Source organism: Streptomyces sp. BJ20 (genome assembly GCF_022869105.1).
GTDB lineage: Bacteria > Actinomycetota > Actinomycetes > Streptomycetales > Streptomycetaceae > Streptomyces > Streptomyces griseoincarnatus.
The window spans coordinates 5,585,852-5,611,100 of sequence record NZ_CP094918.1 but is presented as its reverse complement, the minus strand read 5'-3'; the positions used below and the strand labels follow the sequence as shown (position 1 = coordinate 5,611,100).

The window sequence follows — 25,249 nt, the reverse complement described above, 5'->3', positions numbered from 1 at the left end:
CGGTTTCGCTCCGTTTGTTCGGGCGCGGCGGACATGTCCGACGTACGCAACGCCGAAGGCCCGGTCCCCCGGAAGAACTTCTCCGGGGGACCGGGCCTTCGGCGTGTGACGGTGGTTACGCCTTGCGCAGACGGAACGTCAGGGACAGGCCCTCGTCGGTGAACGGGACGCCGTAGGAGTCGTCCGCCTCGTCCCGGGCGAAGTCCGTGGCGAGCACCTCGTCGGCGATCAGCTCCGCGTGCTCCGTCAGCGCGGCCGCCGTGGCGGCGTCGCCCGAGGTCCAGCGCAGGGCGATCCGGTCGGCCACGTCCAGGCCGCTGTTCTTGCGGGCCTCCTGGATCAGCCGGATCGCGTCACGGGCCAGGCCGGCGCGGCGCAGCTCCTCGGTGATCTCCAGGTCCAGGGCGACCGTGGCACCCGCGTCGGACGCCACCGACCAGCCCTCGCGGGGCGTCTCCGTGATGATCACCTCGTCCGGGGAGAGGGTGACCGTCTCGCCGTCGACCTCCACCGAGGCCGTGCCCTCGCGCAGGGCCAGGGACAGCGCCGCGGCGTCCGCGTTCGCGACCGCCTTGGCCACGTCCTGGACCCGCTTGCCGAACCGCTTGCCCAGCGCGCGGAAGTTGGCCTTGGCCGTGGTGTCCACCAGCGAGCCGCCCACCTCGGACAGCAGCGCCAGCGACTCGACGTTCAGTTCCTCCGTGATCTGCGTGTGCAGCTCCGGGTCGAGGGCGTCGAAGCCGGCCGCCGCGATCAGCGCCCGCCGCAGCGGCTGACGCGTCTTGACGCCCGACTCGGCGCGCGTGGCGCGGCCCAGCTCCACCAGGCGGCGCACCAGCGCCATCTGCCGGGACAGCTCCGGGTCGACGACGGACAGGTCCGCCTCCGGCCACGAGGACAGGTGCACCGACTCCGGCGCGCCCGGCGTGACGGGGACGACCAGGTCCTGCCACACCCGCTCGGTGATGAACGGGGTGAGCGGGGCCATGAGCTTGGTCACCGTCTCCACGACCTCGTGCAGGGTGCGCAGCGCGGCCCTGTCGCCCTGCCAGAAGCGGCGGCGGGAGCGGCGGACGTACCAGTTGGAGAGGTCGTCGACGAACGCGGACAGCAGCTTGCCGGCGCGCTGGGTGTCGTAGTTCTCCAGAGCCTGGGTCACCTGGCCGGTGAGGGCGTGCAGTTCGGACAGCAGCCAGCGGTCCAGCACCGGACGCTCGGCCGGGGCCGGGTCGGCCTCGCTCGGCGCCCAGCTCGACGTGCGGGCGTACAGGGCCTGGAAGGCGACCGTGTTCCAGTACGTGAGGAGCGTCTTGCGGACGACCTCCTGGATGGTGCCGTGGCCCACACGGCGGGCCGCCCAGGGGGAGCCGCCGGCCGCCATGAACCAGCGCACCGCGTCCGCGCCGTGCTGGTCCATCAGCGGGATCGGCTGGAGGATGTTGCCCAGGTGCTTGGACATCTTGCGGCCGTCCTCGGCGAGGATGTGGCCGAGGCAGACCACGTTCTCGTAGGACGACTTGTCGAAGACGAGCGTGCCGACCGCCATCAGCGTGTAGAACCAGCCGCGGGTCTGGTCGATGGCCTCGGAGATGAACTGCGCGGGGTAGCGGGACTCGAAGAGTTCCTTGTTCTTGTAGGGGTAGCCCCACTGCGCGAACGGCATGGAGCCCGAGTCGTACCAGGCGTCGATGACCTCGGGCACGCGGGTCGCCGTGGCGCCGCAGCCGTCCTGCGGGCACGCGAAGGTGACCTCGTCGATGTACGGGCGGTGCGGGTCGAGGCCCGACTGGTCCGTGCCGGTCAGCTCCGTCAGCTCGGTGAGCGAGCCGACGCAGGTGAGGTGGTTCTCCTCGCAGCGCCAGACGGGCAGCGGGGTGCCCCAGTAGCGGTTGCGGGACAACGCCCAGTCGATGTTGTTGTTCAGCCAGTCGCCGTACCGGCCGTGCTTGACCGTGTCCGGGAACCAGTTGGTGTTCTCGTTCTCCTGGAGCAGCCGGTCCTTGACGGCGGTGGTGCGGATGTACCAGGACGGCTGCGCGTAGTAGAGCAGCGCGGTGTGGCAGCGCCAGCAGTGCGGGTAGCTGTGCTCGTACGGCAGGTGCCTGAAGAGCAGGCCGCGCTGCTGGAGGTCCTCGGTGAGCTGCTCGTCGGCCTTCTTGAAGAAGACCCCGCCGACCAGCGGCAGGTCCTCCTCGAAGGTGCCGTCGGGGCGGACCGGGTTCACCACGGGCAGGCCGTAGGAGCGGCAGACCTTGAGGTCGTCCTCACCGAACGCGGGGGACTGGTGGACCAGACCCGTACCGTCCTCGGTGGTCACGTACTCGGCGTTGACCACGTAGTGGGCCTCCGCCGGGCTGTGCTCATCGGTTCCCTCGCCGACGCTCGGGAACTCCACCAGCTCGAAGGGGCGCCGGTACGTCCAGCGCTCCATCTCGGCGCCGGTGAAGGTCTGCCCGGTGGTCTCCCAGCCCTCGCCGAGCGCCTTCTCGACCAGCGGCTCGGCGACGACCAGCTTCTCCTCGCCGTCCGTAGCGACCACGTAGGTCACCTCGGGGTGGGCGGCGACCGCGGTGTTGGACACCAGGGTCCAGGGGGTGGTCGTCCACACCAGCAGGGCGGCCTCGCCGGCCAGCGGGCCGGAGGTCAGCGGGAAGCGGACGTAGACCGACGGGTCGACGACCGTCTCGTAGCCCTGCGCCAGTTCGTGGTCGGACAGGCCGGTGCCGCAGCGGGGGCACCAGGGGGCGACGCGGTGGTCCTGGACCAGCAGGCCCTTGTTGAAGATCTCCTTCAGCGACCACCAGACCGACTCGACGTACTCCGGGTCCATGGTCCGGTACGCCTCGTCGAGGTCGACCCAGTAGCCCATGCGGGTCGTCAGCTCGGCGAAGGCGTCCGTGTGCCGGGTCACCGACTCACGGCACCTGGCGTTGAACTCGGCGATGCCGTAGGCCTCGATGTCCTGCTTGCCGGAGAAGCCCAGCTCCTTCTCCACCGCCAGCTCCACCGGGAGGCCGTGGCAGTCCCAGCCGGCCTTGCGGGCCACGTGGTAGCCGCGCATGGTGCGGAAGCGGGGGAAGACGTCCTTGAAGACGCGGGCCTCGATGTGGTGGGCGCCCGGCATGCCGTTGGCGGTGGGCGGACCCTCGTAGAACACCCATTCGGGGCGGCCCTCGGACTGCTCCAGGCTCTTGGCGAAGATCTTCTGCTCGTCCCAGAACTTGAGCACCGTGTGCTCGAGCGCGGGCAGATCGACCTGGGCGGGTACCGGGCGGTACGTCGGCGTTGTCATCAGCGGGCTTCCTCCGGCGGACTTGCTGCCTTCCGACCGGAGGGACGAGAGCTGTGTCCTTGCGCCGCCGTCGGCGCGCTCCCGCGGTACCACCCTCCTTGGCCCCCCGGTGCGCCGTACGCTCCGGTGAGCCCCCTCATTCGGGTCGCGATGCCGGTTCTACTCGCCGCTGCGGCTCGCTGCGGCTTTCTTCCGGCGGCTCCGGGGTGATCTTCACGTCGCGCTCGCCCCCGGGCTCACACCGTCCCCGGGTCGCTCTGGGCTGCGTACGCCGCTACTCGTCCCCATCCACGCTTTTCGCTCCGCCCAGTGTACGGCGCGCCGCGACGGGCGGCCGACCGCTTTTCCCGCGACGGTGTGCCCGGGAGTGCCCCGAATGGAGCGGTGCGCCTGTTCCGGACGCCGGGACGTCCGCGCCGGCGGCATACCCGGCGGGTAGCTGGGCACAACGCATGCAGGTCGCCGCGCGGCGTGCGCGGGGCGAGGTGACCGTGCGGTGCGCCCCGTTGCCGCAGGGTCCCAGTCGATTTATCGTCCCAGCACGATTCGCGTGCAAGATCACAATATGTGAAGGGGCCGCGGCCATGGTGGCGAAGAAGGGTGCGGCGGCCGAGGCCGCCGAGACGGAGGCCGGTGCGGCCGAGGCCGCGTCCGGGGCGACGGCGTCGAAGGGTGCCACCGCGAAGGCCGGGGGCCGGAAGGCCGCCGCGAAGAAGCTCGCCGGCAAGAAGCCGGCACGGGGGACCGCCGGGAAGGCGGCCGCCGCGGGCCGGGGCGGGGGCGGCCGTCGGGGCGCCCCCGAGGGGAACGGTGCGGCCAGGACCAGCGGGTCCGCTCAGGACGGGGCCGGGCACAGCGCGGCCGACGACGCGGACGCGGCCGAGGCCGCGGCGCAGACGGGAGTGACGACGGTGGGTGCGAAGAAGACCCCTGGCCCGGCGGCCACAGCGGCGGCGGCGACCGCCGTGCCCAAGGCCCGGCACAGCGCGGTGGAGCCGGGCGAGCTGGCGGTGCGTCCCGGCGAGGAGCCGTGGACCGACGAAGAGGTCGAGGAGGCGCGGGCGGAGCTGATGTCGGAGGTGCTGCGGCTGCGTGAGGAGATCAGCTCCTCCGAGCGGTCGCTGGCAGGCCTGATGCGGGACTCCGGCGACGGCGCCGGCGACGACGACGCCGACACCGGCACCAAGAACATCACGCGCGAGCACGAACTGGCCCTCGCGGCGAACGCGCGCGAGATGCTCGACCAGTTCGAGCGGGCGCTCCAGCGGCTCGACGCGGGCACCTACGGCCTGTGCGAGAACTGCGGCAAACCCATCGGCAAGGCCCGCATGCAGGCCTTCCCGAGGGCCACCCTGTGCGTCGAGTGCAAGCAGAAGCAGGAGCGCCGGTACTGAGGAGCGGCCCCGCAGACCGTGCCGTACCCTCGTCCTCAGTCAAGGACCTAGGCTGAGGGACTCACGTGGCAGAGGCGGAGCGCATCATCGGTACGCCGGACACCCCGGACGCGGACCGGGACGGGCAGGACCGGGACATCGAGGACCGGGACCTGCGGGACCGGGACGGTCGGGAGCCGGCCGGCGCCGACGGTACGAAGGAGGCGGCGGAGCGGCCCCGCGGCAGGCGGCGGATCGCCGTCCTGTTCGCCGTCGCCGCCTTCGCCTACCTCCTCGACCTGGTCAGCAAGATGATCGTGGTCGCCAAGCTGGAGCACCACGAGCCGATCGAGGTCGTCGGCGACTGGCTGCGCTTCGAGGCGATCCGCAACGCGGGCGCCGCCTTCGGCTTCGGCGAGGCGTTCACGGTGATCTTCACGGTCATCGCGGCCGCCGTGATCGTGGTGATCTTCCGCCTGGCCCGCAAGCTCTACAGTCTGCCCTGGGCGATCGCGCTCGGCCTGCTCCTCGGCGGCGCCCTCGGCAACCTCACCGACCGGATCTTCCGCTCGCCGGGCGTCTTCGAGGGCGCGGTCGTCGACTTCATCGCGCCCAAGCACTTCGCCGTGTTCAACCTGGCCGACTCGGCCATCGTGTGCGGCGGCGTCCTCATCGTGCTGCTGTCCTTCCGGGGCCTCGACCCGGACGGCACGGTCCACAAGGACTGACGGCACGGGCCGCGCGGACCGAGGCGCCCGTCACTCCCGTGCGGGAGTGACGCGCCCGTCCGGCATACTCGACGGGTGAGCACGATTCCCGAGATCCGTACCCTGCCCGTGCCCGACGGCCTGGAGGGCGAGCGCGTCGACGCCGCCATCTCCCGCATGTTCGGCTTCTCCCGTACCAAGGCGGCCGAGCTCGCCGCCGCGGGGAAGGTCACGGTCGACGGGTCGGTGGTCGGAAAGTCCGAGCGGGTCAGCGGGGGCGCCTGGCTCGAGGTGGAGATGCCGCAGGCGCCCGCCCCGGTGCAGGTCGTCGCCGAGCCGGTCGAGGGCATGGAGATCGTGCACGACGACGACGACGTGGTCGTGATCGTCAAGCCCGTCGGCGTCGCCGCCCACCCCTCCCCGGGCTGGACGGGACCGACCGTGATCGGCGGTCTGGCCGCCGCCGGCTACCGCATCTCGACCTCCGGCGCCGCCGAGCGCCAGGGCATCGTGCACCGCCTCGACGTCGGCACCTCCGGCCTGATGGTGGTCGCCAAGTCCGAGTACGCGTACACGTCGCTGAAGCGCCAGTTCAAGGAGCGCACGGTCGACAAGCGCTACCACACGCTCGTCCAGGGCCACCCCGACCCGACCAGCGGCACCATCGACGCCCCCATCGGCCGCCACCCGCACCACGACTACAAGTGGGCGGTCACCGCCGAGGGCAAGCCGTCCGTCACGCACTACGACCTGATCGAGGCGTTCCGCGCGGCGTCCCTGCTCGACGTGAAGCTGGAGACCGGCCGCACGCACCAGATCCGCGTGCACATGGCCGCCCACCGCCACCCCTGCGTCGGCGACCTCACCTACGGCGCCGACCCCACGCTCGCCAAGCGGCTGAAGCTGACCCGGCAGTGGCTGCACGCCGTGCGCCTCGGCTTCGAGCACCCCGGCGACGGGCAGTGGGCGGAGTTCTCCTGCGACTACCCGGACGACCTCCAGCAGGCGCTCGACCAGGTCCGCGAGGAGACCTACGCATGAGCCCGGCCGTCACGGTGCGGGTGGCGGAGGACCCCGCCGACCGCGAGGCCTGCTTCGGCGTCCGCAAGGAGGTCTTCGTCGCCGAGCAGGGCGTCCCCGAGGACATCGAGTACGACGTCCACGACGCGGACGCCGTGCACCTGCTCGCGGTCGCCGGCGACGGCACCCCGCTCGGCACGGCCCGCCTGCTGCACGGCGCCTCAGCCGCGGCGAAGAACGGCGGCGACCCGTCGGCCGGCTCCCTCGGCCGGCTCGCGGTGCTGAAGCGGGCGCGCGGCCTCGGCGTCGGCGCTGCGCTCGTGCGGGCCGTCGAGGAGGCGGCCCGGGAGCGCGGGCTCACCGGCGTCGACCTGCACGCGCAGACCCACGCCCTCGGCTTCTACGAGCGGCTCGGCTACGAGGCCTACGGGCCTCAGTTCCCGGACGCGGGCATGCCGCACCGGGCCATGCGGCGCGCGCTCTAGCAGGGCCCGGGTGACCGCGCCGGTCGCGCGGCGCATGGCAGGCTGGAGACCGCTCGTCCCGTCCGATCTCCGGGAGCGGTGACCGTGGATCAGTTGGCCCTGCTGTTCGCCCTGTTGCTCGGGGCGGTGGTGAGCGTCCCCGTGGGGGAGCGGCTGAGGCTGCCGGCGCCGGTACTGATGACGGTGTTCGGAATCGTCCTGGCGCTGCTGGAGTTCGTGCCGAACGTCGACGTCCCGCCGGAACTGATCCTGCCGCTGCTGCTGCCGCCCCTGCTCTACGCGGCCGTGCGCCGCACCTCCTGGCGCCAGTTCGCGGCCAACGTCCGGCCGATCCTGCTGCTGGCCGTGGCGCTGGTCTTCGTCACCACCTTCTGCGTCGCCGTCGTCGCCCACGCGATCGTGCCGGGGCTGCCGCTGGCCGCCGCCGTCGCCCTCGGCGCGCTGGTCGCCCCGCCCGACCCGGTCGCGGCGACCGCCGTGGCCGGCAAGCTGGGGCTGCCCCGCCGGCTCGTGTCGATCCTGGAGGGCGAGGGCCTCTTCAACGACGTCACGGCGATCGTGCTGTACCACGTGGCCGTGGCCGCCGCCGTGAGCGGCACCTTCTCGCCCTGGTCGGCAGGGCTGGACCTGATCCTGTCGGCGGTGGTGGCGGTCGCCGTCGGGCTGGTGCTCGGCTGGGCCACCAACAAGGCCATGGACCTGCTCGGCGACCCGACCCTCCAGGTCGCGCTGACCTTGCTGGTGCCGTTCGCCGCGTACGTCCTCGCCGAGGAGCTGCACGGCTCGGGCGTCCTCGGGGTGCTGGTCACCGCGCTGTTCCTGGTGGAGTACGCCACCGACGCCGACGACGTGACGGCGCGGCTGGCCGGGCACACCTTCTGGGGCATCGTGGACACCCTGGTCACCGGCGTGGCGTTCGGCCTGGTCGGCCTGGAACTGCACAACGCGGTGGAGACCGCGTCCGGCCACTGGGGCGAGCTGCTGGGCTGGTCGGCGGCGGTCGTCGGCGTGGTCGTGTTCGTGCGGCTGGCGTGGCTGCTGCCGGCGACCTGGCTGACCAAGCGGATGCACACCGAGCGGGACGTCGGCGAGGACATCCCGCTGAGCTGGCGCGAGACCGTGGTGATGTGGTGGTCCGGGATGCGCGGGGTGGCATCCGTCGCGCTGGCCCTCGCCATCCCGCTGGAGACCGACTCCGGAGCCGGCTTCCCCGCCCGGTCCGAGATCATCTTCATGGCGTTCGGCGTGGTGCTGGGGACCCTGCTGGTGCAAGGGCTCACCCTGCCGTGGCTGGTGGGCAAGCTCGGCGTGCGCGGGGACACCGGGCACGAGAAGGAGATGGAGCGCGAACTCGCCGTCCGGGCGGCGAAGGCGGCCAAGCGCAGACTGAGGGAGATCGAGGACGTCGAGGACCTGCCGGAGGAGCTGTCCGAGCAACTGCTGCGCAGGGCGTTCGACCTGGGGGTGCGGATCAGCCCGGAGATGGCGGACGACGAACGGCGTGAGGCGACCCGGCAGCGGGCCGAACGGCTGAAACGGGTCCGGCGCATCGAGCACGAGATGCTGAGCGCCGCCCGGCACGAGGTGCTCACCGCGCGCAGCGAGCCGGGCGCCGACCCCGAGGTGGTGGACCGGGTGCTGCGTCATCTGGACGTGCGCAGTCTGCGCTGAGCGCCGCCGCGTTGCCGCCGTCCGCCGTCGCCCGCTCCGTAGGGTCGGGGCATGACACGCAATGTTGTGATCAGCGGCGGCGGCACCGGCATCGGGCTCGCCACCGCGCAGACGTTCGCCGCCGACGGGGACCGCGTCCTGCTCATCGGGCGGCGCGGTGACGTCCTGGAGCGCGCCGAGGTGCCCGGCGCGCTGACCTACGCCGCCGATCTGGCCGACCCCGAGGCCGTGCGGGGTGTGTCCGGGTTCGTGGGGCGCGAGTTCGGCGCGGTGGACGTCCTCGTGCACAGCGCGGGCGGCAACGGGCTGCTGGAGCCGCCGGTCGGCGGCGACGACCCGCTCGACGCCGTCGCCCGTGACTGGACGGTCAACTTCCGGCTCAACGTGCTGACCGCCGTGCTGCTCACCGAGGCGCTGCGGCACCGGCTCGCCGTGCCCGGCGGCCGGGTGCTGTTCCTCAGCTCCATCGCGGCGAGGCGCGGCTCGGGACGGGTGTCGTACGCGGCGGCCAAGGCCGGTCTGCATCCGTACGCCCACGCCCTGGCCCGGGAGCTGGGGCCGCACGGGATCACCGTGAACGTGGTCGCGCCCGGCTACATCGAGGACACGGCGTTCTTCGGCGGCGACGGCCTGGACGAGGAGCGGCGGGCCCGGCTGGTCGCCGAGACGTCGGACAAGCGCGCCGGCCGGCCCGGTGACGTCGCGGCGACCCTGCACTGGCTCGCCTCGCACGGCGCCGGCCACATCACCTCGCAGATCGTCCAGGTGAACGGCGGTGCCGAGCGCGGCTGCTGAGGTCCGCTCAGCGCGGCTGCCGGGGCGGATGGGTGTGCAGCCGGCGCGCCGCGGGGACGCCGTCGGCGGGCGCGCTCTCCCGGGCGGTCCCTGGCGGCAGCACCGCGTCGGCGGTGTTGACCCGGGGCAGCGCGTAGGGGTGCTCGTCGGCGAGGAAGCGCATCATCTGCTCGCGGACCTTGACCCGGACCGTCCAGATGTCGTCCGCGTCCTTCGCCGTCACCAGCGCCCGCACCTCCAGGGTGCTGGGGGTGGTGTCCGTGACGGTCAGGTTGTAGGCGCGGCCGTCCCACTCCGGGCACTCCCGCAGGATGTCGCGCAGCCTCTCGCGCATGGCGTCCAGCGGCGCGCTGTGGTCCACGTGCCAGAAGACGGTGCCGGTCATCTGCGGGGTGCCGCGCGACCAGTTCTCGAACGGCTTGGAGGTGAAGTACGACACCGGCATGGTGATCCGGCGCTCGTCCCAGGTGCGGACGGTCAGGAAGGTGAGGGTGATCTCCTCGACCGTGCCCCACTCGCCGTCCACCACCACGGTGTCGCCGATGCGCACCATGTCGCCGAACGCGATCTGCAGTCCGGCGAACATGTTGCTCAGCGTCGACTGGGCGGCGACACCGGCGACGATGCCGAGGATGCCCGCCGAGGCCAGCAGCGAGGCGCCGGCCGCGCGCATCGCGGGGAACGTCAGCAGCATCGCGGCCACGGCGACCACGCCGACCGCCGCCGAGACCACGCGGCGGATCAGGGTCACCTGGGTGCGCACCCGGCGCACCCGGGCCGGGTTCCGCTCCCGGTGGTTGCTGGCGTACCGGGTGTAGGAGGTCTCCACGACGGCGGCGGCGATCCGGATCGCCATCCAGGCGGCCGACCCGATCAGCACCAGGGTGAGCACCCGGCCGACGGCGACGTCGTGCGAGGTCAGCAGCCGTGCCTCGTCGTAGGAGGCTCTGAGCAGGACCGCGCAGAGCAGCAGTTGGTACGGGACACGGGCCCGGCGCAGCAGGCCCCACAGCGGTGTCTCGTGGTGGCGTTCGTCGGCCTTCCGCAGCAGCCGGTCGGTGGCCCAGCCGAGCAGCAGCGTCAGCACCACCGAACCGCCGACCACGATCAGCGGGCGTAGCACGTCATCCATGCCCCCGAACCTAACCGGCCCGCTCCGGCATGAACATGTGACTTCCGTCCGGTTCCGGGTAGTGCCGCCCGCGAGATCCGCCACACCCGGCTGGCACCATGGGCTCCATGAACATCATGCTCTTTCACTCGACCTACGGACTGCGCCCCGCGGTGCACCGGGCCGCGGACCGGCTGCGCGCGGCCGGACACGAGGTGTGGACGCCGGACCTCTTCGAGGGCCGCACGTTCGACACCGTCGAGGAGGGCATGGAGCACAAGGACGAGGTGGGCAAGGACGAGCTGCTGAAGCGGGCCGTCCTGGCGGCGGCCCCCTACTCGGAGCGCGGCCTGGTGTACGCGGGGTTCTCCTTCGGCGCCTCGGTGGCGCAGACGCTGGCCCTGGGCGACGAGAAGGCCAGGGGCCTGCTGCTCCTGCACGGCACCTCCGACATCGCGGAGAACGCCGCCGCCGACGGGCTGCCGGTGCAGCTGCACGTCGCCGAGCCGGACCCGTTCGAGACCGACGACTGGCTCACCGCCTGGTACCTGGGGATGGGCCGGGCCGGGGCCGACGTGGAGGTCTACCGGTACGCGGGCGCCGGACACCTCTACACCGACCCCGACCTGCCCGACTTCGACGAGGAGGCCGCCGAGGCCACCTGGCGGGTGGCGCTCGGCTTCCTCGACTCGCTGGAGGAGGACGCGGACTGAGCCGCCCGATCCTCGTCCTCCTACCGCGGGGTGCTCAGACGGGGGCGTCGGCCCGCTCGACCCTCTGCGTGCCGCTGCGGGTGCGGTAGGAGCGGGCCCAGGCCGCGGTGGCGCCCGCCTTGGTGCGGTCGGACAGCACGTAGTAGTCCATCTGCGCCCGTTCGGCCGTGAGGTCCAGCACCCCGAAGCCGTGCCGGTCGGTGTCCACCCAGTGCACGTGCCGGTTGGCGGCCCGGATCAGCGGGGAGGCGACCGCGTCGACCGTGCCCTCGCCGACCTTGAGGATGTCGTCGAGGTTGTCGGAGGTGACCGACGTGACCACGAACTCCGTGGCGGCGGACGCGGACAACGGGTAGGTCCCCGCGTTCACCGGCACGTCGTTCGCCCACGCCATGTGGATGTCGCCGGTGAGGAAGACCGTGTTGCGGATGGCGTTGCCGCGCAGATGGGCCAGCAGCTCGCGACGGTCGGCGGTGTAGCCGTCCCACTGGTCGGTGTTGAGCGCGAGGCCCTCCTGCGGCAGGCCGAGCAGCTTCGCGAGCGGCTTCAGCAGCGTCGCGGGCAGGGAGCCCAGCGCGAACGGCGAGATCATCACCGAGGTGCCCACCAGCCGCCAGGTCGTGTCCGACGCCGAAAGACCCGCCTTGAGCCAGTCGAGCTGGGCGCGGCCGGTGAGGGTGCGGCCGGGGTCGTCCACGTCGCCGTCGCCGAGCGAGACCTGCCGCGAGCGGAAGGAGCGCAGGTCCAGCAGCGACAGGTCGGCCAGCCTGCCGAAGCGCAGCCGGCGGTAGGTGGTGCCCTCGACCGCCGGGCGGACCGGCATCCACTCGAAGTACGCCCGCTTGGCGGCGGCCTGCCGGGCGGCCCAGGCGCCCTCCGCGCCCTCGGTGTGGTTCTCCGCGCCCCCGGACCAGGCGTCGTTGGCGAACTCGTGGTCGTCCCACATCGCGATCACGGGCGCGGTGGCGTGCAGCGCCTGGAGGTCGGGGTCGGTCTTGTAGCGGGCGTGCCGGGTCCGGTAGTCGGCGAGGGTGACGATCTCGTGGGCGGGGGAGTGCGGGCGGACGACCGTGCCGCGGGTGCCGTAGTCGCCGGTGCCGTACTCGTAGATGTAGTCGCCCAGGTGCAGCCAGGCGTCCAGGTCGCCGCGGGCCGCGAGATGGCGGTACGCGGCGAAGTGGCCGGCCTCCCAGTTGGCGCAGGAGACCACCCCGAGGCGCAGCCCCGCCACGGAGGCGTCGGCGGCGGGCGCGGTGCGGGTGCGGGCCGCGGGGGAGTCGGCGCCGCCGGCGGAGAAGCGGAACCAGTAGTCGGTGGCGGGCCTGAGGCCCCGGACGTCCGCCTTGACGGTGTGGTCGGAGGCGGCGGTGGCGAGGACCGTGCCCTGGGCGACGACGTCGGTGAACGTCCGGTCGCGGGCGACGGTCCAGCGCACCTCGGTGTCGGGACCGGCGCCGGAGCCCGGGAGGGCGTCCGGGGTGGGTGTCACCCGGGTCCACAGCAGCACGCCGTCCGGCAGCGGGTCGCCGGAGGCGACGCCGTGCAGGAAGGCGGGGGCCTGCTGGACGGCGCGGGCGGGCAGCGCGGCGGCGAGCGGTCCGGCCAGGGCCGCGGTGGCGGCGGCCGCCTTGACGACGGTCCGGCGGCGCGGGGTGAGGGAGGCGGTGTCCGCGGTGGCGGAGACGGCGCTCTCGGATCTTCCGTGTCGACTGGTCACAGCCGCTCAGGTTACTGACGTGTACATGCCTCGTGTAGCCGCCGGAGCGGGCGAACCCGGGAAAGTTCGCCCGCTCTTCAACCACACGTCAGCGGGGCGTCGGCCGGTCGCGTCAGCCCTTCAGCGCCTTGTCGACCGCCGTGGTGAACTCGGCCGCCGTCATGGGCGCGTTCTGTCCGTCGGAGCCGGTCAGCTTCTCGCCGTCCATCTTCACCGTCGGCGTGCCCTGGACGTCGCTGCTGTCGAACTTGTCCGACATCTCCAGCGCCCAGCGGTCGTAGGTGCCGTCCTTCACGGCCGCCTGGAACTCCTTGTTGTTCTTCAGGGCGTCCACCGTGTCGGCGATCTTGATCAGGTAGGCGTCGTCCTTGAACTTGTCGTCCGTCTCCTCGGGGTGGTACTCCGCGGAGTAGAGGGCCGACTTGTACGCCAGGAACGCCTCGGGGCTGACGTCCAGCGCGGCGCCCAGGGCGCTCAGCGCGTTCTTCGAGCCCTCGCCGGTGAGGTTGCGGTCCAGGAACGAGGCGCCTATGAACTGCACCTTGTACTTGCCTGCCTCGACGTCCTTCTCGATCGTCCCGCCGACGGCCTGCTCGAAGGAGGCGCAGATCGGGCAGCGCGGGTCCTCGTAGACCTCGAGGGTCTTCTTCGCGTCGGCCTTGCCGATCACGACGGTCGTGCCGTCCTTGCCGCTGGTGTTGGCAGGCTTGACCAGCTTGGCGTCCTTCGCGGCCTCCCAGTGGTCCGGCTGGTTCGCCTGGACCACCGCGTAGCCGATGCCGCCGGCGGCGGCCAGCACACCGACCACCGACGCGGCGACGACCAGCTGCCGCCTGACCTTCGCCTTCTTCGCCTGGCGCTCGCGCTCCTGGCGCAGACGCTCGCGCGCCGCCGTCTTGGCCGCCTGGCTGTTCCGCTTGCTCATGATGATGTCTCCACAGGGGACGCACACGGTCGTGTGCGGAGTTCGTACGGGGGGAACTGCTGGTGCTCGGGCGACCGCCCGGGGCGTGATCCGCCTCAGGCGGCGAGGGAGCACGGCGGCCCGCGCCGTCCCAGGGAGTGCGCGAGGAGCAGGGTGCGCGCCACGGTCGCGCGGTGCGGCGTGCGGGCCGGCCGGCCCGTCTTCGGCGCCCGGCGCACGGTGACCACCGCGACGGCCAGCAGCAGCGGACGGACCGCCGTCGACGCCGTGGCCGCGACCGCGCTCAGCAGCTGGGCCAGCGCCCGCTCCCCACGGCGCAGCCAGGCGGCGGCGAACAGGCCGACCCCGATGTGCGCGCCCAGCAGCAGCCAGGCGGTCGCCGGGCCGGCCTCGGCCAGCACCACCGCCACCCGGTCGCCGCCCTGAGCGGCGTGCCCGGTGACCCGGGCCAGCGGCCCGCCCACACCGGTGCCGTCGCCGCACAGCACGTCGAACCCGACGGAACGCAGCGGACCGGCGACCGGGCCGCCCATGCGGCCGTAGCAGACGTGCTGGCCGGTGGTGAAGACCGTGTCGGCGGCCAGCTCCAGCGGGATCAGCAGGGCGGCGATCCGCCCGAAGGAACGCTCCCGCCCCGCGAGCGCGTAGGCCAGGCCGAACACGGCGGCGCCGACCACGGCCACCGTGTTCAGCGGCAGCGGGGCCCCGGACAGCAGCACGTGCGACGCGGTGCTGAGCGTCACGACGACAGCCGTGAACAGCGCCGCGCGAACGGCTCTGAGCTGGGGTCCGGATATGTCCATGGCGGCTACGAGTGTGGCACGTGCTCCGTTAAGGGATCCCTAAAGGGGGCCTGTGAATGTGCGGAAGGTTACAGCCCCGGAATCCGGCCGTTGCGGAACAGGTCGAGGAAGATCTGGTGGTCGCCGCGGGCCCGCGCCCCGTAGTCGTGGGCGAAGTCCACCAGCAGCGGCACCAGTCCGTCCTCGTCGGCCGCGATCGCGGCGTCGATGGCCCGCTCCGTGGAGAACGGCACCAGCGACTCGCCCGAGGTGTCGTCTGCCGCCGCGTGCATCGCCGCCGTCGCCCGGCCCAGGTCGGCGACCACCAGCGCCATCTCCTCCGGGTCGTCGAGGTCGCTCCAGTCCAGGTCCACCGCGTACGGCGAGACCTCGGCGACCAGCTGCCCGGCGCCGTCCAGCTCGGTCCAGCCCAGCCACGGGTCGGCGTGCGCCTGGAGGGCGCGCTGGGAGATCACCGTGCGGTGCCCCTCGTGCAGGAAGTACTCCCGCACCGCCGGGTCCGTGATGTGCCGCGAGACGGCGGGGGTCTGCGCCTGCTTGACGTAGATCACGACGTCGTTCTCCAGGGCGTCGCTGTGCCCCTCCAGCAGGATGTTGTACGACGGCAGCCCGGCCGAGCCGATGCCGACGCCCCGGCGGCCCACGACGTCCTTCACGCGGTAGGAGTCCGGGCGGGCCAGCGAGGAGTCCGGCAGCGTCTCCAGATAGCCGTCGAACGCGGCGAGCACCTTGTAGCGCGTGGCGGCGTCCAGCTCGACCGCGCCGCCGCCGGGCGCGAAGCGGCGCTCGAAGTCGCGGATCTCCGTCATCGAGTCCAGCAGCGAGAACCGGGTCAGCGACCGGGCGTCCCGCAGCACGTCCAGCAGCGGCCCCTGCGCCGTGTCCAGGGTGAACGGCGGCACCTCGTCGTCCTTCGCGCCGGTCGCCAGGGCGTGGATGCGCTCCCGGTAGGCGGCCGCGTACACCGACACCAGATCGGTGATCTGCTCGTCGCTGAGCGCCTTCGCGTAGCCGATCAGCGCCATCGACGCCGCGAAGCGCTTCAGGTCCCACAGGAAGGGGCCGACGTACGCCTCGTCGAAGTCGTTGACGTTGAACACGAGGCGGCCGCCCGCGTCCATGTACGTGCCGAAGTTCTCCGCGTGGAGATCGCCGTGGACCCACACGCGCGAGGTGCGCTCGTCCAGGTACGGCCCGCTGTGGGCCGCGCCGCCGCGCCCGGCGTGCTCGGCGGACAGGTCGTGGTAGAAGAGGCTCGCGGTACCGCGGTAGAACGCGAACGCCGACGCCGCCATCTTCCGGAACTTCACCCGGAACGCGGCCGGGTCGGCGGCCAGGAGCTCGCCGAAGGCGGTGTCGAGGACGGCGAGGATCTCCTCGCCGCGGTGCTCGTCGTTGAGCTGCGGGACCGACATCGCTGGGTGCCTCCTGGTGCGGGATCTGGGGGACGGCCGCGCCGTCGCCTGACTAACGCGCGGAGGTGCGCGGGAGTGCCCGGCGCCCCGCCCGAAGGTACGCGGGGAAGGGCTCCGGGTGTCAGTGCCGGGGCATAGACTTCGACGCTGTCCCCCGGGACCTGTCCACCCGCAGCCGATGAGATCTCCCTGGAGGCCGCACCGTGTCGAAGCCGCCGTTCACGCACCTGCACGTCCACACCCAGTACTCGCTGCTGGACGGTGCCGCGCGGCTGAAGGACATGTTCAACGCCTGCAACGAGATGGGCATGAGCCACATCGCCATGTCCGACCACGGCAACCTGCACGGTGCCTACGACTTCTTCCACTCCGCGCAGAAGGCCGGCGTCACCCCGATCATCGGGATCGAGGCCTACGTCGCCCCCGAGTCCCGGCGCAACAAGCGCAAGATCCAGTGGGGCCAGCCGCACCAGAAGCGGGACGACGTCTCCGGCTCCGGCGGGTACACCCACAAGACGATGTGGGCGGTGAACAGCACCGGTCTGCACAACCTCTTCCGGCTCTCCTCCGACGCCTACGCCGAGGGCTGGCTGCAGAAGTGGCCCCGGATGGACAAGGAGACCATCGCCAAGTGGTCGGAGGGCATCGTCGCCTCCACCGGCTGCCCCTCCGGCGAGGTCCAGACCCGGCTGCGCCTCGGTCACTTCGACGAGGCCCTCAAGGCCGCCGCCGACTACCAGGACATCTTCGGCAAGGACCGGTACTTCCTGGAGCTGATGGACCACGGCATCGACATCGAGCACCGGGTCCGCGACGGCCTGCTGGAGATCGGCAAGAAGCTCGGGATCCCCCCGCTGGTCACCAACGACTCGCACTACACCTACGCGCACGAGGCGAGTGCCCACGACGCGCTGCTGTGCATCCAGACCGGCAAGAACCTGTCCGACCCCGACCGTTTCAGGTTCGACGGCACCGGCTACTACCTGAAGTCCACGGACGAGATGTACGCCATCGACTCCTCGGACGCCTGGCAGCAGGGCTGTGCCAACACCCGGCTGATCGCCGAGATGGTCGACACCACGGGCATGTTCGAGAAGCGCGACCTGATGCCGAAGTTCGACATCCCGGAGGGGTACACGGAGGTCAGCTGGTTCCGCGAGGAAGTCCTGCGCGGCATGCACCGCCGCTTCCCGGACGGCATCCCGGACGACCGCATGAAGCAGGTCGAGTACGAGATGGACACCATCATCTCGATGGGCTTCCCGGGCTACTTCCTCGTGGTCGCCGACTTCATCATGTGGGCCAAGAAGCAGGGCATCGCGGTCGGCCCCGGCCGAGGCTCCGCGGCCGGCTCGATCGTTGCCTACGCCCTCGGCATCACCGACCTCGACCCGATCCCGCACGGTCTGATCTTCGAGCGGTTCCTCAACCCCGAGCGCATCTCCATGCCCGATGTCGACATCGACTTCGACGAGCGCCGGCGCGTCGAGGTGATCCGCTACGTGACCGAGAAGTACGGCGCCGACAAGGTCGCCATGATCGGCACGTACGGCACCATCAAGGCGAAGAACGCCATCAAGGACTCCGCGCGCGTGCTGGGCTACCCGTACGCGATGGGCGACCGCCTCACCAAGGCCATGCCCGCCGACGTCCTCGGCAAGGGCATCAACCTCGACGGCATCACCAACCCCGAGCACCCCCGCTACTCGGAGGCGGGCGAGATCCGGGCGATGTACGAGAACGAGCCGGACGTGAAGAAGGTCATCGACACCGCCAAGGGCGTCGAGGGCCTGGTCCGGCAGATGGGCGTGCACGCGGCCGGCGTGATCATGTCCAGCGAGACCATCACCGACCACGTCCCGGTCTGGGTCCGGCACACCGACGGCGTGACCATCACGCAGTGGGACTACCCGAGCTGTGAGTCGCTCGGCCTGCTGAAGATGGACTTCCTGGGCCTGCGCAACCTCACGATCATGGACGACGCCGTCAAGATGGTGAAGTCCAACAAGGGGATCGACATCGATCTCCTGAGCCTCCCGCTCGACGACCCCACGACCTTCGAACTGCTCCAGCGCGGCGACACCCTCGGCGTGTTCCAGTTCGACGGCGGCCCCATGCGCTCCCTGCTCCGGCTGATGAAGCCGGACAACTTCGAGGACATCTCCGCCGTCTCGGCCCTGTACCGGCCGGGCCCGATGGGCATGAACTCGCACACCAACTACGCGCTGCGCAAGAACGGCCAGCAGGAGATCACCCCGATCCACCCCGAGCTGGAGGAGCCGCTCAAGGAGGTCCTGGATGTCACCCACGGCCTGATCGTCTATCAGGAGCAGGTGCAGAAGGCCGCCCAGATCATCGCCGGCTACTCGCTCGGCGAGGCCGACATCCTCCGCCGCGTGATGGGCAAGAAGAAGCCGGAGGAGCTGGAGAAGAACTTCGTCATCTTCCAGGCCGGCGCCCGCAAGAACGGCTACAGCGACGAGGCCATCCAGGCGCTGTGGGACGTGCTGGTGCCGTTCGCCGGCTACGCCTTCAACAAGGCGCACTCCGCCGCCTACGGACTGGTCTCCTACTGGACCGCCTACCTCAAGGCGAACCACCCCGCCGAGTACATGGCGGCGCTGCTCACCTCGGTGAAGGACGACAAGGACAAGTCCGCGGTCTACCTCAACGAGTGCCGCCGCATGGGCATCCGGGTGCTCCCACCGAACGTCAACGAGTCGATGTCCAACTTCGCCGCGCAGGGCGACGACGTGATCCTCTTCGGCCTCTCCGCGGTGCGCAACGTCGGCACCAACGTGGTCGAGTCGATCATCAAGTGCCGCAAGGCCAAGGGGAGGTACACGTCCTTCCCGGACTACCTCGACAAGGTCGACGCGGTCGTCTGCAACAAGCGCACCACCGAGTCGCTGATCAAGGCCGGCGCCTTCGACTCCCTGGGCCACACCCGCAAGGGCCTCACCGCGCAGTACGAGCCGATGATCGACAACGTGGTGGCGGTCAAGCGCAAGGAGGCCGAGGGACAGTTCGACCTCTTCGGCGGCATGGGCGAGGAGCAGAGCGACGAGCCCGGCTTCGGCCTGGACGTGCAGTTCACCGACGAGGAGTGGGACAAGACGTACCTGCTCGCGCAGGAGCGGGAGATGCTCGGCCTGTACGTCTCCGACCACCCGCTGTTCGGTCTGGAGCACGTGCTGTCCGACAAGGCCGACGCGGGCATCTCCCAGCTCACCGGCGGTGACTTCGGCGACGGCGCGGTGGTCACCATCGGCGGCATCATCTCCGGCCTCCAGCGCAAGATGACCAAGCAGGGCAACGCCTGGGCGATCGCCACCGTGGAGGACCTCGCGGGCTCCATCGAGTGCATGTTCTTCCCGGCGACCTACCAGCTCGTCTCGACGCAACTGGTCGAGGACGCCGTGGTGTTCGTCAAGGGCCGGCTCGACAAGCGGGAGGACGTGCCGCGCCTGGTCGCGATGGAGCTCCAGGTTCCCGACCTGTCCAACGCGGGCACCAACGCGCCCGTCGTGCTCACCATCCCGGCCACCCGCGTGACCCCGCCCATGGTCAGCCGGCTCGGCGAGATCCTCACCCACCACAAGGGGGAGAGCGAGGTCCGCATCAAGCTGCAGGGGCCGACGAGGACGACGGTGCTGCGGCTCGACCGGCACCGGGTCAAGCCCGACCCGGCCCTGTTCGGCGATCTGAAGGTGCTGCTCGGCCCGTCCTGCCTGGCCGGTTAGACACCGGACCCCGACGCGCCGGAGGGGCGCACCCGCGACGGGTGCGCCCCTCTTCCTGTGCTGCCGGGCCGCAACGGCCCTTCACACCGGTGTCAGTTGTGGCCGAAGCGCTTCTGCCGGCCCTTGCCGGGGCCGACCTCGCCGGGCACCACCTGCGTGGTGCGCTGCTCGTCCGGGGTCTCCATGGTGGACGTCTGCGCGCCGCGCGGGGCGCGCTCGGCCTGGGGCTGCTTACGGTCACGGTTCTTGTTCTTGGCCATGGTGTTGCCTCCTGTGGGGACTAGGGGCCAGGGCCGAATTCAGATTCACATAAGCCGATAACACACGCATGTCGGACAATTACCGTCTGTAGTGGGGCGGTCGGGGGAGGAAGTGTGGAAACGCCACGCCGAAGATCGAGTTCGGGCCGTTAACACCGGCGGGGTCGGGCAGACTCGAAGGAAGCCCGAAGCCAAACCTCCCGGAAAGAGGGTGGATCGCGTGGACCGCTGCATCGTCCTGGTGGACGCCGGGTATCTGCTGGGGGCCGCCGCGAGTCTCCTCGCCGGGGAGCCCTCGCGGTCCCGCATCACCGTGGACCACGCCGCCCTGATCCAGGGACTGCGTGACCGCGCCGAGAACGACACGCGCCAGCCGCTGCTGCGCATCTACTGGTTCGACGGCGCCCCCGACCGCGTGCCGCAGCCCGAGCACCGCCGGCTGCGCGTGATGCCCCGGGTCACCGTCCGGCTCGGCGCGCTGACCCGCAGCGACGGGCGCTGGGCGCAGAAGGGTGTGGACGCCGCGATGCACGCCGAGCTGACCGAGCTCGCCCGCAACCGCGCCTGCTCCGACATCGTCCTGGTCACCGGCGACGGCGACCTGCTGCCGGGCATGATGGCCGCCAAGGAGCACGGGGTCGCCGTGCATCTGTGGGCCGTGCAGGCCGCCGACGGCGACTACAACCAGTCCGAGGACCTGGTCGCCGAGGCCGACGAGCGCCGGGTCCTGGACCGGGCGTGGATCACGCAGGCCGTGCGCGCCAAGGAGATCGGCGGGGTGTGCGCACCGCCGCCCGCGCCCCGGCCCGAGATCGCCGCGATCCTCTCCGCGCCGCTGCCCGACTCCGCCCTCACCCCGGCCGCCGAGCGGGCCCCGGCCGAGCCGCGCCATCCGGCCGGCGCGCACAACGGGACCGTGGAGCGCGCGCCCGCCACGAAGGGCGTCCCCACCCCGAAGGACCTGGCCGCGCTGCGCCACCCCGGCCTGCACCAGCCGCAGCAGCCCGCCTCCGCGACCCTGCGGTGGTCCTCCGACAAGGGGTGGGTGGACCGGCCGGCCGCCGAGCCGCCGGAGGCCGCGTCCATGCCGACGCTGGCGCAGCTCACCACGGCGGAGCAGCGGTGGGCGGACCGGGAGGAGGACATCACCACCGTCGGTGGCGACCCTTTCGAGGTGGGGCAGGTCTTCGCCCGGCGGTGGGTGGAGCGGCTGGGCGACCACAGCCATGTGCGGAAGCTGTCCGGGATGTATCCGCGGATCCCGCACCGCATCGACGGTGAGCTGTTGCGGTACGCGGCGCGGTTCGGGCTGCTCGCGCACAAGGACGACCAGATCGACGAGCGGGATCGTTACGCCATTCGGGCGGGGTTCTGGCGGGAACTGGACACGCGGACGGGGACGGAGCGGGCGTCCGCGGGGGAGTGAGGGACGCGCCGGCTTCACACCCCGGGGGCGGTCGTGGCGCCCGTTCCGCGCAGTTTCCCGCGCCCCCGAATCGGCATGGTCAAGACCGTCGGGGGCTGGTCGCGCAGTTCCCCGCGCCCCTTCCCGGGCTCGCGCCGGTGGGCATGGCCGAGGCCGTGGTGGGCTGCTCGCGCGGTTCCCCGCGCCCCTGAATCGGCATGGCCGAGGCCGTGGTGGGCTGGTCGCGCGGTTCCCCGGGCCCCTTCGAGCCCGGGGGCGGTGGGTACCGCCCCGCCGTGTCCGGCGGGCGGGTCTACTCGCCCAGTTCGGTGAACAGTGTGAGCTGGAGGGCGGCCGGCGCCTCCAGGCGGGAGTTCAGGGAGTTCCACGGTGTGCGGGTCGGCTCGGCGACGACCTCCGCCCCGGCGGCAGCCAGCCTCTCCGTCGTCGCCGCCGAGTCGTCCACCTGGAAGGCGACCCGGACATGCCCCGCGACCCGCCGCCCCACCTCGACGTCGTCGATGAACGCGGCGTGGCTCGGATCGGTCAGCTCCAGCGTCGCCCGCCCCGCCTCCAGGATCGTGACCCGCCCGCCGTCCGACGCGAACGCGGCCCGTTCGGTCAGCCCCAGCACGTCCCGGTAGAACCGCAGCGCGGCGTCGTAGTCCTCTGCCGTCACCACCAGGCGCAGCTCTTTCACGGCGGCTTCGTCGGTCATGGCAGCTCCGTCTCGTCGTCCCGTCGGAGAATCGTCCCGGTACACGGGTGTGAACACGCTGCGCCATCGTCCGATTCCCGACCGTCGACACGGCGGCGCCCCGGTCGCGCGACACATCGGCACCCCGCTGCGGGTGCGTGGGGTCAACGAGGAACTGGACCTCACAGCTCGGTCCGGGTGGCCGACCTGCCGAGGAGGGCGTCGATCCGTCCGCGAGTGTCCGGTGCGTCCCCCCGGTCCGGGCGGGGCGGAAGGGCGACCCGAGGGCGGGGGGACGGCGGCGACCCCGTAGGCTCGTCCCTTGTGAGTACGCGCGCGGCACAGGCACATCGGCACGGTGGTGACGTCGTGTGCGCGGTGCGCGGGCTGACCAAGACCTATCCGGCGGTGCGCGGACGGCGCGGGGCGCCGGCGACGCCCGAGGTGCGGGCCACCGACGACGTGGCGCTCGACATCGGGCGCGGTGAGATCTTCGGCCTGCTCGGGCCGAACGGCGCCGGCAAGTCCACCCTGGTCCGGCAGATGACCGGCCTGATGCGGCCCGACAGCGGCAGCGTCGAGATCCTCGGCCACGACATCGTCCGCCACCCCGAGCGGGCCTCCCGCATCCTCGCCTACCTCGGGCAGGAGTCCAGCGCCCTCGACGAGCTGACCGTGTCCCTGGCCGCCGAGACCACCGGCCGGCTGCGCGGGCTCGACGCCCGGCAGGCCCGCGCGGATCGGGACGACGTGCTCGACGAACTGGGGCTCGCCGCCCTCGCCTCCCGGCCGCTGCGCAAGCTCTCGGGCGGCCAGCGGCGGCTCGCCTGCTTCGCCGCCGCGCTGGTGGGGGAGCGGCCTCTGCTGGTGCTGGACGAGCCCACCACCGGCATGGACCCCGTCGCCCGGCGCGCCGTGTGGTCCGCCGTCGACCGGCGGCGCGCCGAGCACGGCACCACGGTGCTGCTGGTCACCCACAACGTCATCGAGGCCGAGACCGTGCTCGACCGGGTCGCCGTGCTCGACCGCGGCCGGGTCATCGCCTGCGACACCCCGAACGGCCTGAAGGAACAGGTCGCCGGGGAGGTCCGGGTGGAGCTGGTGTGGCGCGAGGCCGCGCCGCTGCACGTGCCCGAGGTGGCCGCGCTGCGCGACCGGGCCGTCGAGTCCGGCCGCCGCTGGACCCTGCGGCTGGCACCCGAGGAGGCACGCACGGTCGTCGCCACCGTCACCGGCGGCGCCGCCTTCGCGGCCCTCGACGACTTCACGCTGGCCACGCCGAGCCTGGAGGACGTGTACCTGGCGCTGGGCGGTGCCGTGCGGCAGGGGCTGGTGAAGGCGTGAGCACACGGGCCGTGTCATCCGTACGGAACGGGGCGACCTCCGGAGCGGCTCCGGACGGAATCCCGAGCGAAGGGGAGCAGCACGACGTGAGTGTCGTACCCGCCGGCGCCCTGCCGGCCGGCGTCCTGACAGCGGAGGAGGCCGCCCCGCCGCGGCCCGCCGCGCTCGGCCCCCGCGCACGGCTGTTGCCGTCCCTGGCGGCCGTGTACCGGGCGCAGCTGTCCCGGGCCCGGGTGGCGCGGATCCCGCTGCTGTTCGTGGCGACCTTCCAGTCCGTCGGGATCATGATCCTGATGCGCGGGGTCGTCGACGGCGGCGGCGAGGCGCGCGCCGTGGTGGCCGGATCGTCGGTGCTGGTCGTCGCGTTCGTCGCGCTGAACCTGCTCGCCCAGTACTTCGGCCAGCTCCGCGCCAGCGGCGGACTCGACCACTACGCCACCCTGCCCGTGCCGCCGGCGGCCGTGGTGCTGGGCGCGGCCGGCGCCTACGCGTCGTTCACCGTCCCCGGCACCGTCGTGACGGCCGTCGTCGGCTGCGCCCTTTTCGGGCTGCCGCTCGCCCACCTGTGGATCCTGGCCGCGGTGATCCCCCTCGCCGGCGCCGCGCTCGCCGGGCTCGGCGCCGCCCTCGGACTGCTCGCGCCCCGGCCCGAGCTGGCCACCCTCCTCGGCCAGCTCGGCATGTCGGCGGCGCTGCTGCTCGGCGTGCTGCCGCCGGAGCGGATGCCGGAGGCGGTCCGTCTCGTCCGTGACCTGCTGCCGTCCACGTACGGCGTCGAGGCCTTCGCGCGGACCTTCGCCCCGCACCCCGACTGGGCCCACGTCCTCGGTGACCTCGCCGTGTGCGGCGTGGTCGGGGTGATCTCGCTGGCCGTGGCGACCTGGGCGTACCGCAGGGCCGCCGTCCGGTGACGCGGCCCACAGCGACGCCTGGCACGATGGCAGGGTGAGTGCACCTCTGACACCCCCGCCACCGCACGACCCCTCCGCGCGCGACCCCTGGCAGCCGCCCTCCGGCGGCGCCCACCGTTATGACGGGAAGCCCGGCCACGCCGCGTACCCGCGGCACGGCTGGTGGCACGACGAGGACGGCCCGGGGATGGCGAAGGAGATCCGTGAGGCGGCCGTGGTGGCCGTGGCGGTGGCCCTCGGCGGGGTGCTGCTCGGGGTGCTGTGGTGGTGGCTCGCGCCGCGCGTGCCGCTGGTGGGCGACGCCTCCGGTGACGCCTGGGTGGTCTACCTCAAGGACTCCGAGGGCGAGCAGAGCATCGGCGTGGACGGCACGTTCACGCTCATCGCCCTCGGCTGCGGTGCGCTGAGCGCGCTGGCGGTCTTCCTCCTCCGCCGGCGCGGCGGCGTCCCGCTGGTGGTGGCGCTGGCGGTCGGCGGGCTGCTCGGCTCGCTGCTGGCCTGGCGGCTCGGGGTGTGGCTCGGCCCCTCCCAGGACGTGATCGCACAGGCGAAGAGCGCGGGGAAGGGCGTCACGTTCGACGCCCCGCTGAAGCTGAACGCGAAGGGCGCGCTGCTCGCGTGGACGTTCTCCGCGCTGGTGTTCCACCTGGGCCTGACGGCGCTGTTCGGTCCGCGCGACCCGGAGGAGTGGCTGCCGCCGGGCGAGCAGCAGCCGCCCCGGTGAGGGCGCCGGGCGTCACATCCCCGGTCAGGCCGGGCGCCGCCCATGGTTGGCCCGCCGCTTCCTGATCCGCCACCTGCGCTTACGCGTCCGCTTCGACATACCTTCCGTACATAGCCGAGGGCGCGGAAGCCGTCGAGG

At 72.2% G+C, this 25,249-nt stretch carries 20 protein-coding genes; 12 read left to right on the top strand and 8 right to left on the bottom strand.

Translation table 11 applies throughout. The annotated features are described in order from the left end of the window. Positions 1-115: 115 nt before the first annotated feature. Positions 116-3,292 carry an isoleucine--tRNA ligase gene (gene ileS, locus MTR79_RS25370; RefSeq protein ID WP_086699943.1) on the bottom strand — a complete coding sequence of 1,059 codons (3,177 nt, stop codon included), beginning with the start codon at positions 3,290-3,292 and terminating at the stop codon, positions 116-118. A gap of 584 nt (positions 3,293-3,876) precedes the next feature. Between ileS and MTR79_RS25365 the strand changes: the two genes are divergently transcribed. The 6 genes from MTR79_RS25365 (at position 3,877) to MTR79_RS25340 (ending at position 9,343) form a co-directional block, all read left to right on the top strand. Then, positions 3,877-4,686 (top strand): TraR/DksA C4-type zinc finger protein, encoded by an 810-nt coding sequence (locus tag MTR79_RS25365; RefSeq protein ID WP_121740285.1) that lies wholly within the window; start codon positions 3,877-3,879, stop codon positions 4,684-4,686. Positions 4,687-4,751: 65 nt separating this feature from the next. After that, on the top strand, positions 4,752-5,393 hold the full coding sequence (lspA, locus tag MTR79_RS25360; protein ID WP_086699940.1) for a signal peptidase II: 642 nt from the start codon (positions 4,752-4,754) through the stop codon (positions 5,391-5,393). Positions 5,394-5,468: 75 nt separating this feature from the next. Further along, positions 5,469-6,413: an RluA family pseudouridine synthase gene (locus tag MTR79_RS25355; RefSeq protein ID WP_033273011.1), complete on the top strand. Its 945-nt coding sequence runs from the start codon at positions 5,469-5,471 to the stop codon at positions 6,411-6,413. Then, a complete protein-coding gene (locus tag MTR79_RS25350) occupies positions 6,410-6,877 on the top strand; it encodes a GNAT family N-acetyltransferase (protein WP_189366160.1) in 468 nt (155 codons plus the stop codon). Before MTR79_RS25355 ends, MTR79_RS25350 begins: the two co-directional genes overlap by 4 nt. Before the next feature lie 78 nt (positions 6,878-6,955). Then, positions 6,956-8,548: a Na+/H+ antiporter gene (locus tag MTR79_RS25345; protein WP_244792023.1), complete on the top strand. Its 1,593-nt coding sequence runs from the start codon at positions 6,956-6,958 to the stop codon at positions 8,546-8,548. Positions 8,549-8,599: 51 nt separating this feature from the next. Beyond that, the gene (locus MTR79_RS25340) at positions 8,600-9,343 is read left to right on the top strand and encodes an SDR family oxidoreductase (protein ID WP_048456833.1); all 744 of its coding nucleotides are present in this window, start codon (positions 8,600-8,602) and stop codon (positions 9,341-9,343) included. 7 nt (positions 9,344-9,350) lie between these two features. Here MTR79_RS25340 and MTR79_RS25335 read toward each other — a convergent pair whose 3' ends face one another. Beyond that, positions 9,351-10,475: a mechanosensitive ion channel domain-containing protein gene (locus MTR79_RS25335; RefSeq protein WP_199207306.1), complete on the bottom strand. Its 1,125-nt coding sequence runs from the start codon at positions 10,473-10,475 to the stop codon at positions 9,351-9,353. Between the two features lie 107 nt (positions 10,476-10,582). Between MTR79_RS25335 and MTR79_RS25330 the strand changes: the two genes are divergently transcribed. Then, positions 10,583-11,167 carry a dienelactone hydrolase family protein gene (locus tag MTR79_RS25330; protein WP_163040840.1) on the top strand — a complete coding sequence of 195 codons (585 nt, stop codon included), beginning with the start codon at positions 10,583-10,585 and terminating at the stop codon, positions 11,165-11,167. Positions 11,168-11,201: 34 nt separating this feature from the next. Here MTR79_RS25330 and MTR79_RS25325 read toward each other — a convergent pair whose 3' ends face one another. The 4 genes from MTR79_RS25325 to MTR79_RS25310 all read right to left on the bottom strand — a co-directional run bounded on the left by MTR79_RS25325 (position 11,202) and on the right by MTR79_RS25310 (position 16,027). Then, entirely contained in the window at positions 11,202-12,884 is a 1,683-nt protein-coding gene (locus tag MTR79_RS25325) for an alkaline phosphatase D family protein (protein ID WP_086699934.1), read from the bottom strand. Between the two features lie 112 nt (positions 12,885-12,996). Next, entirely contained in the window at positions 12,997-13,809 is an 813-nt protein-coding gene (locus MTR79_RS25320; RefSeq protein WP_189366156.1) for a DsbA family protein, read from the bottom strand. A gap of 95 nt (positions 13,810-13,904) precedes the next feature. Further along, entirely contained in the window at positions 13,905-14,612 is a 708-nt protein-coding gene (locus MTR79_RS25315; protein WP_086699931.1) for a hypothetical protein, read from the bottom strand. Positions 14,613-14,680: 68 nt separating this feature from the next. Continuing rightward, complete coding sequence (locus tag MTR79_RS25310; protein WP_086699930.1) at positions 14,681-16,027, bottom strand: DUF2252 domain-containing protein; 1,347 nt, start codon at positions 16,025-16,027, stop codon at positions 14,681-14,683. 203 nt (positions 16,028-16,230) lie between these two features. Here MTR79_RS25310 and dnaE point away from each other — a divergent pair, with 203 nt between their 5' ends. Then, positions 16,231-19,770, top strand: coding sequence for a DNA polymerase III subunit alpha (gene dnaE / locus MTR79_RS25305; RefSeq protein ID WP_086699928.1), 3,540 nt, complete (start codon positions 16,231-16,233; stop codon positions 19,768-19,770). A 92-nt stretch (positions 19,771-19,862) separates the two neighbouring features. Here dnaE and MTR79_RS25300 read toward each other — a convergent pair whose 3' ends face one another. Next, positions 19,863-20,030, bottom strand: coding sequence for a hypothetical protein (locus tag MTR79_RS25300; protein ID WP_086699926.1), 168 nt, complete (start codon positions 20,028-20,030; stop codon positions 19,863-19,865). A 220-nt stretch (positions 20,031-20,250) separates the two neighbouring features. On the opposite strand from MTR79_RS25300, the gene MTR79_RS25295 reads away from it, so the two are divergent. After that, the gene (locus MTR79_RS25295) at positions 20,251-21,456 is read left to right on the top strand and encodes an NYN domain-containing protein (protein WP_244792022.1); all 1,206 of its coding nucleotides are present in this window, start codon (positions 20,251-20,253) and stop codon (positions 21,454-21,456) included. Between the two features lie 292 nt (positions 21,457-21,748). On the opposite strand, the gene MTR79_RS25290 is transcribed toward MTR79_RS25295, so the two are convergent. Then, positions 21,749-22,153, bottom strand: a complete 405-nt coding sequence (locus MTR79_RS25290; RefSeq protein ID WP_114873513.1) for a VOC family protein — start codon at positions 22,151-22,153, stop codon at positions 21,749-21,751. A gap of 348 nt (positions 22,154-22,501) precedes the next feature. Here MTR79_RS25290 and MTR79_RS25285 point away from each other — a divergent pair, with 348 nt between their 5' ends. The 3 genes from MTR79_RS25285 to MTR79_RS25275 all read left to right on the top strand — a co-directional run bounded on the left by MTR79_RS25285 (position 22,502) and on the right by MTR79_RS25275 (position 25,111). Beyond that, on the top strand, positions 22,502-23,476 hold the full coding sequence (locus tag MTR79_RS25285; protein WP_048456842.1) for an ABC transporter ATP-binding protein: 975 nt from the start codon (positions 22,502-22,504) through the stop codon (positions 23,474-23,476). Positions 23,477-23,562: 86 nt separating this feature from the next. Beyond that, positions 23,563-24,387, top strand: a complete 825-nt coding sequence (locus MTR79_RS25280; RefSeq protein ID WP_048456843.1) for an ABC transporter permease — start codon at positions 23,563-23,565, stop codon at positions 24,385-24,387. Positions 24,388-24,421: 34 nt separating this feature from the next. Then, positions 24,422-25,111 (top strand): AAA family ATPase, encoded by a 690-nt coding sequence (locus MTR79_RS25275; protein WP_102638907.1) that lies wholly within the window; start codon positions 24,422-24,424, stop codon positions 25,109-25,111. Positions 25,112-25,249 lie beyond the last annotated feature (138 nt).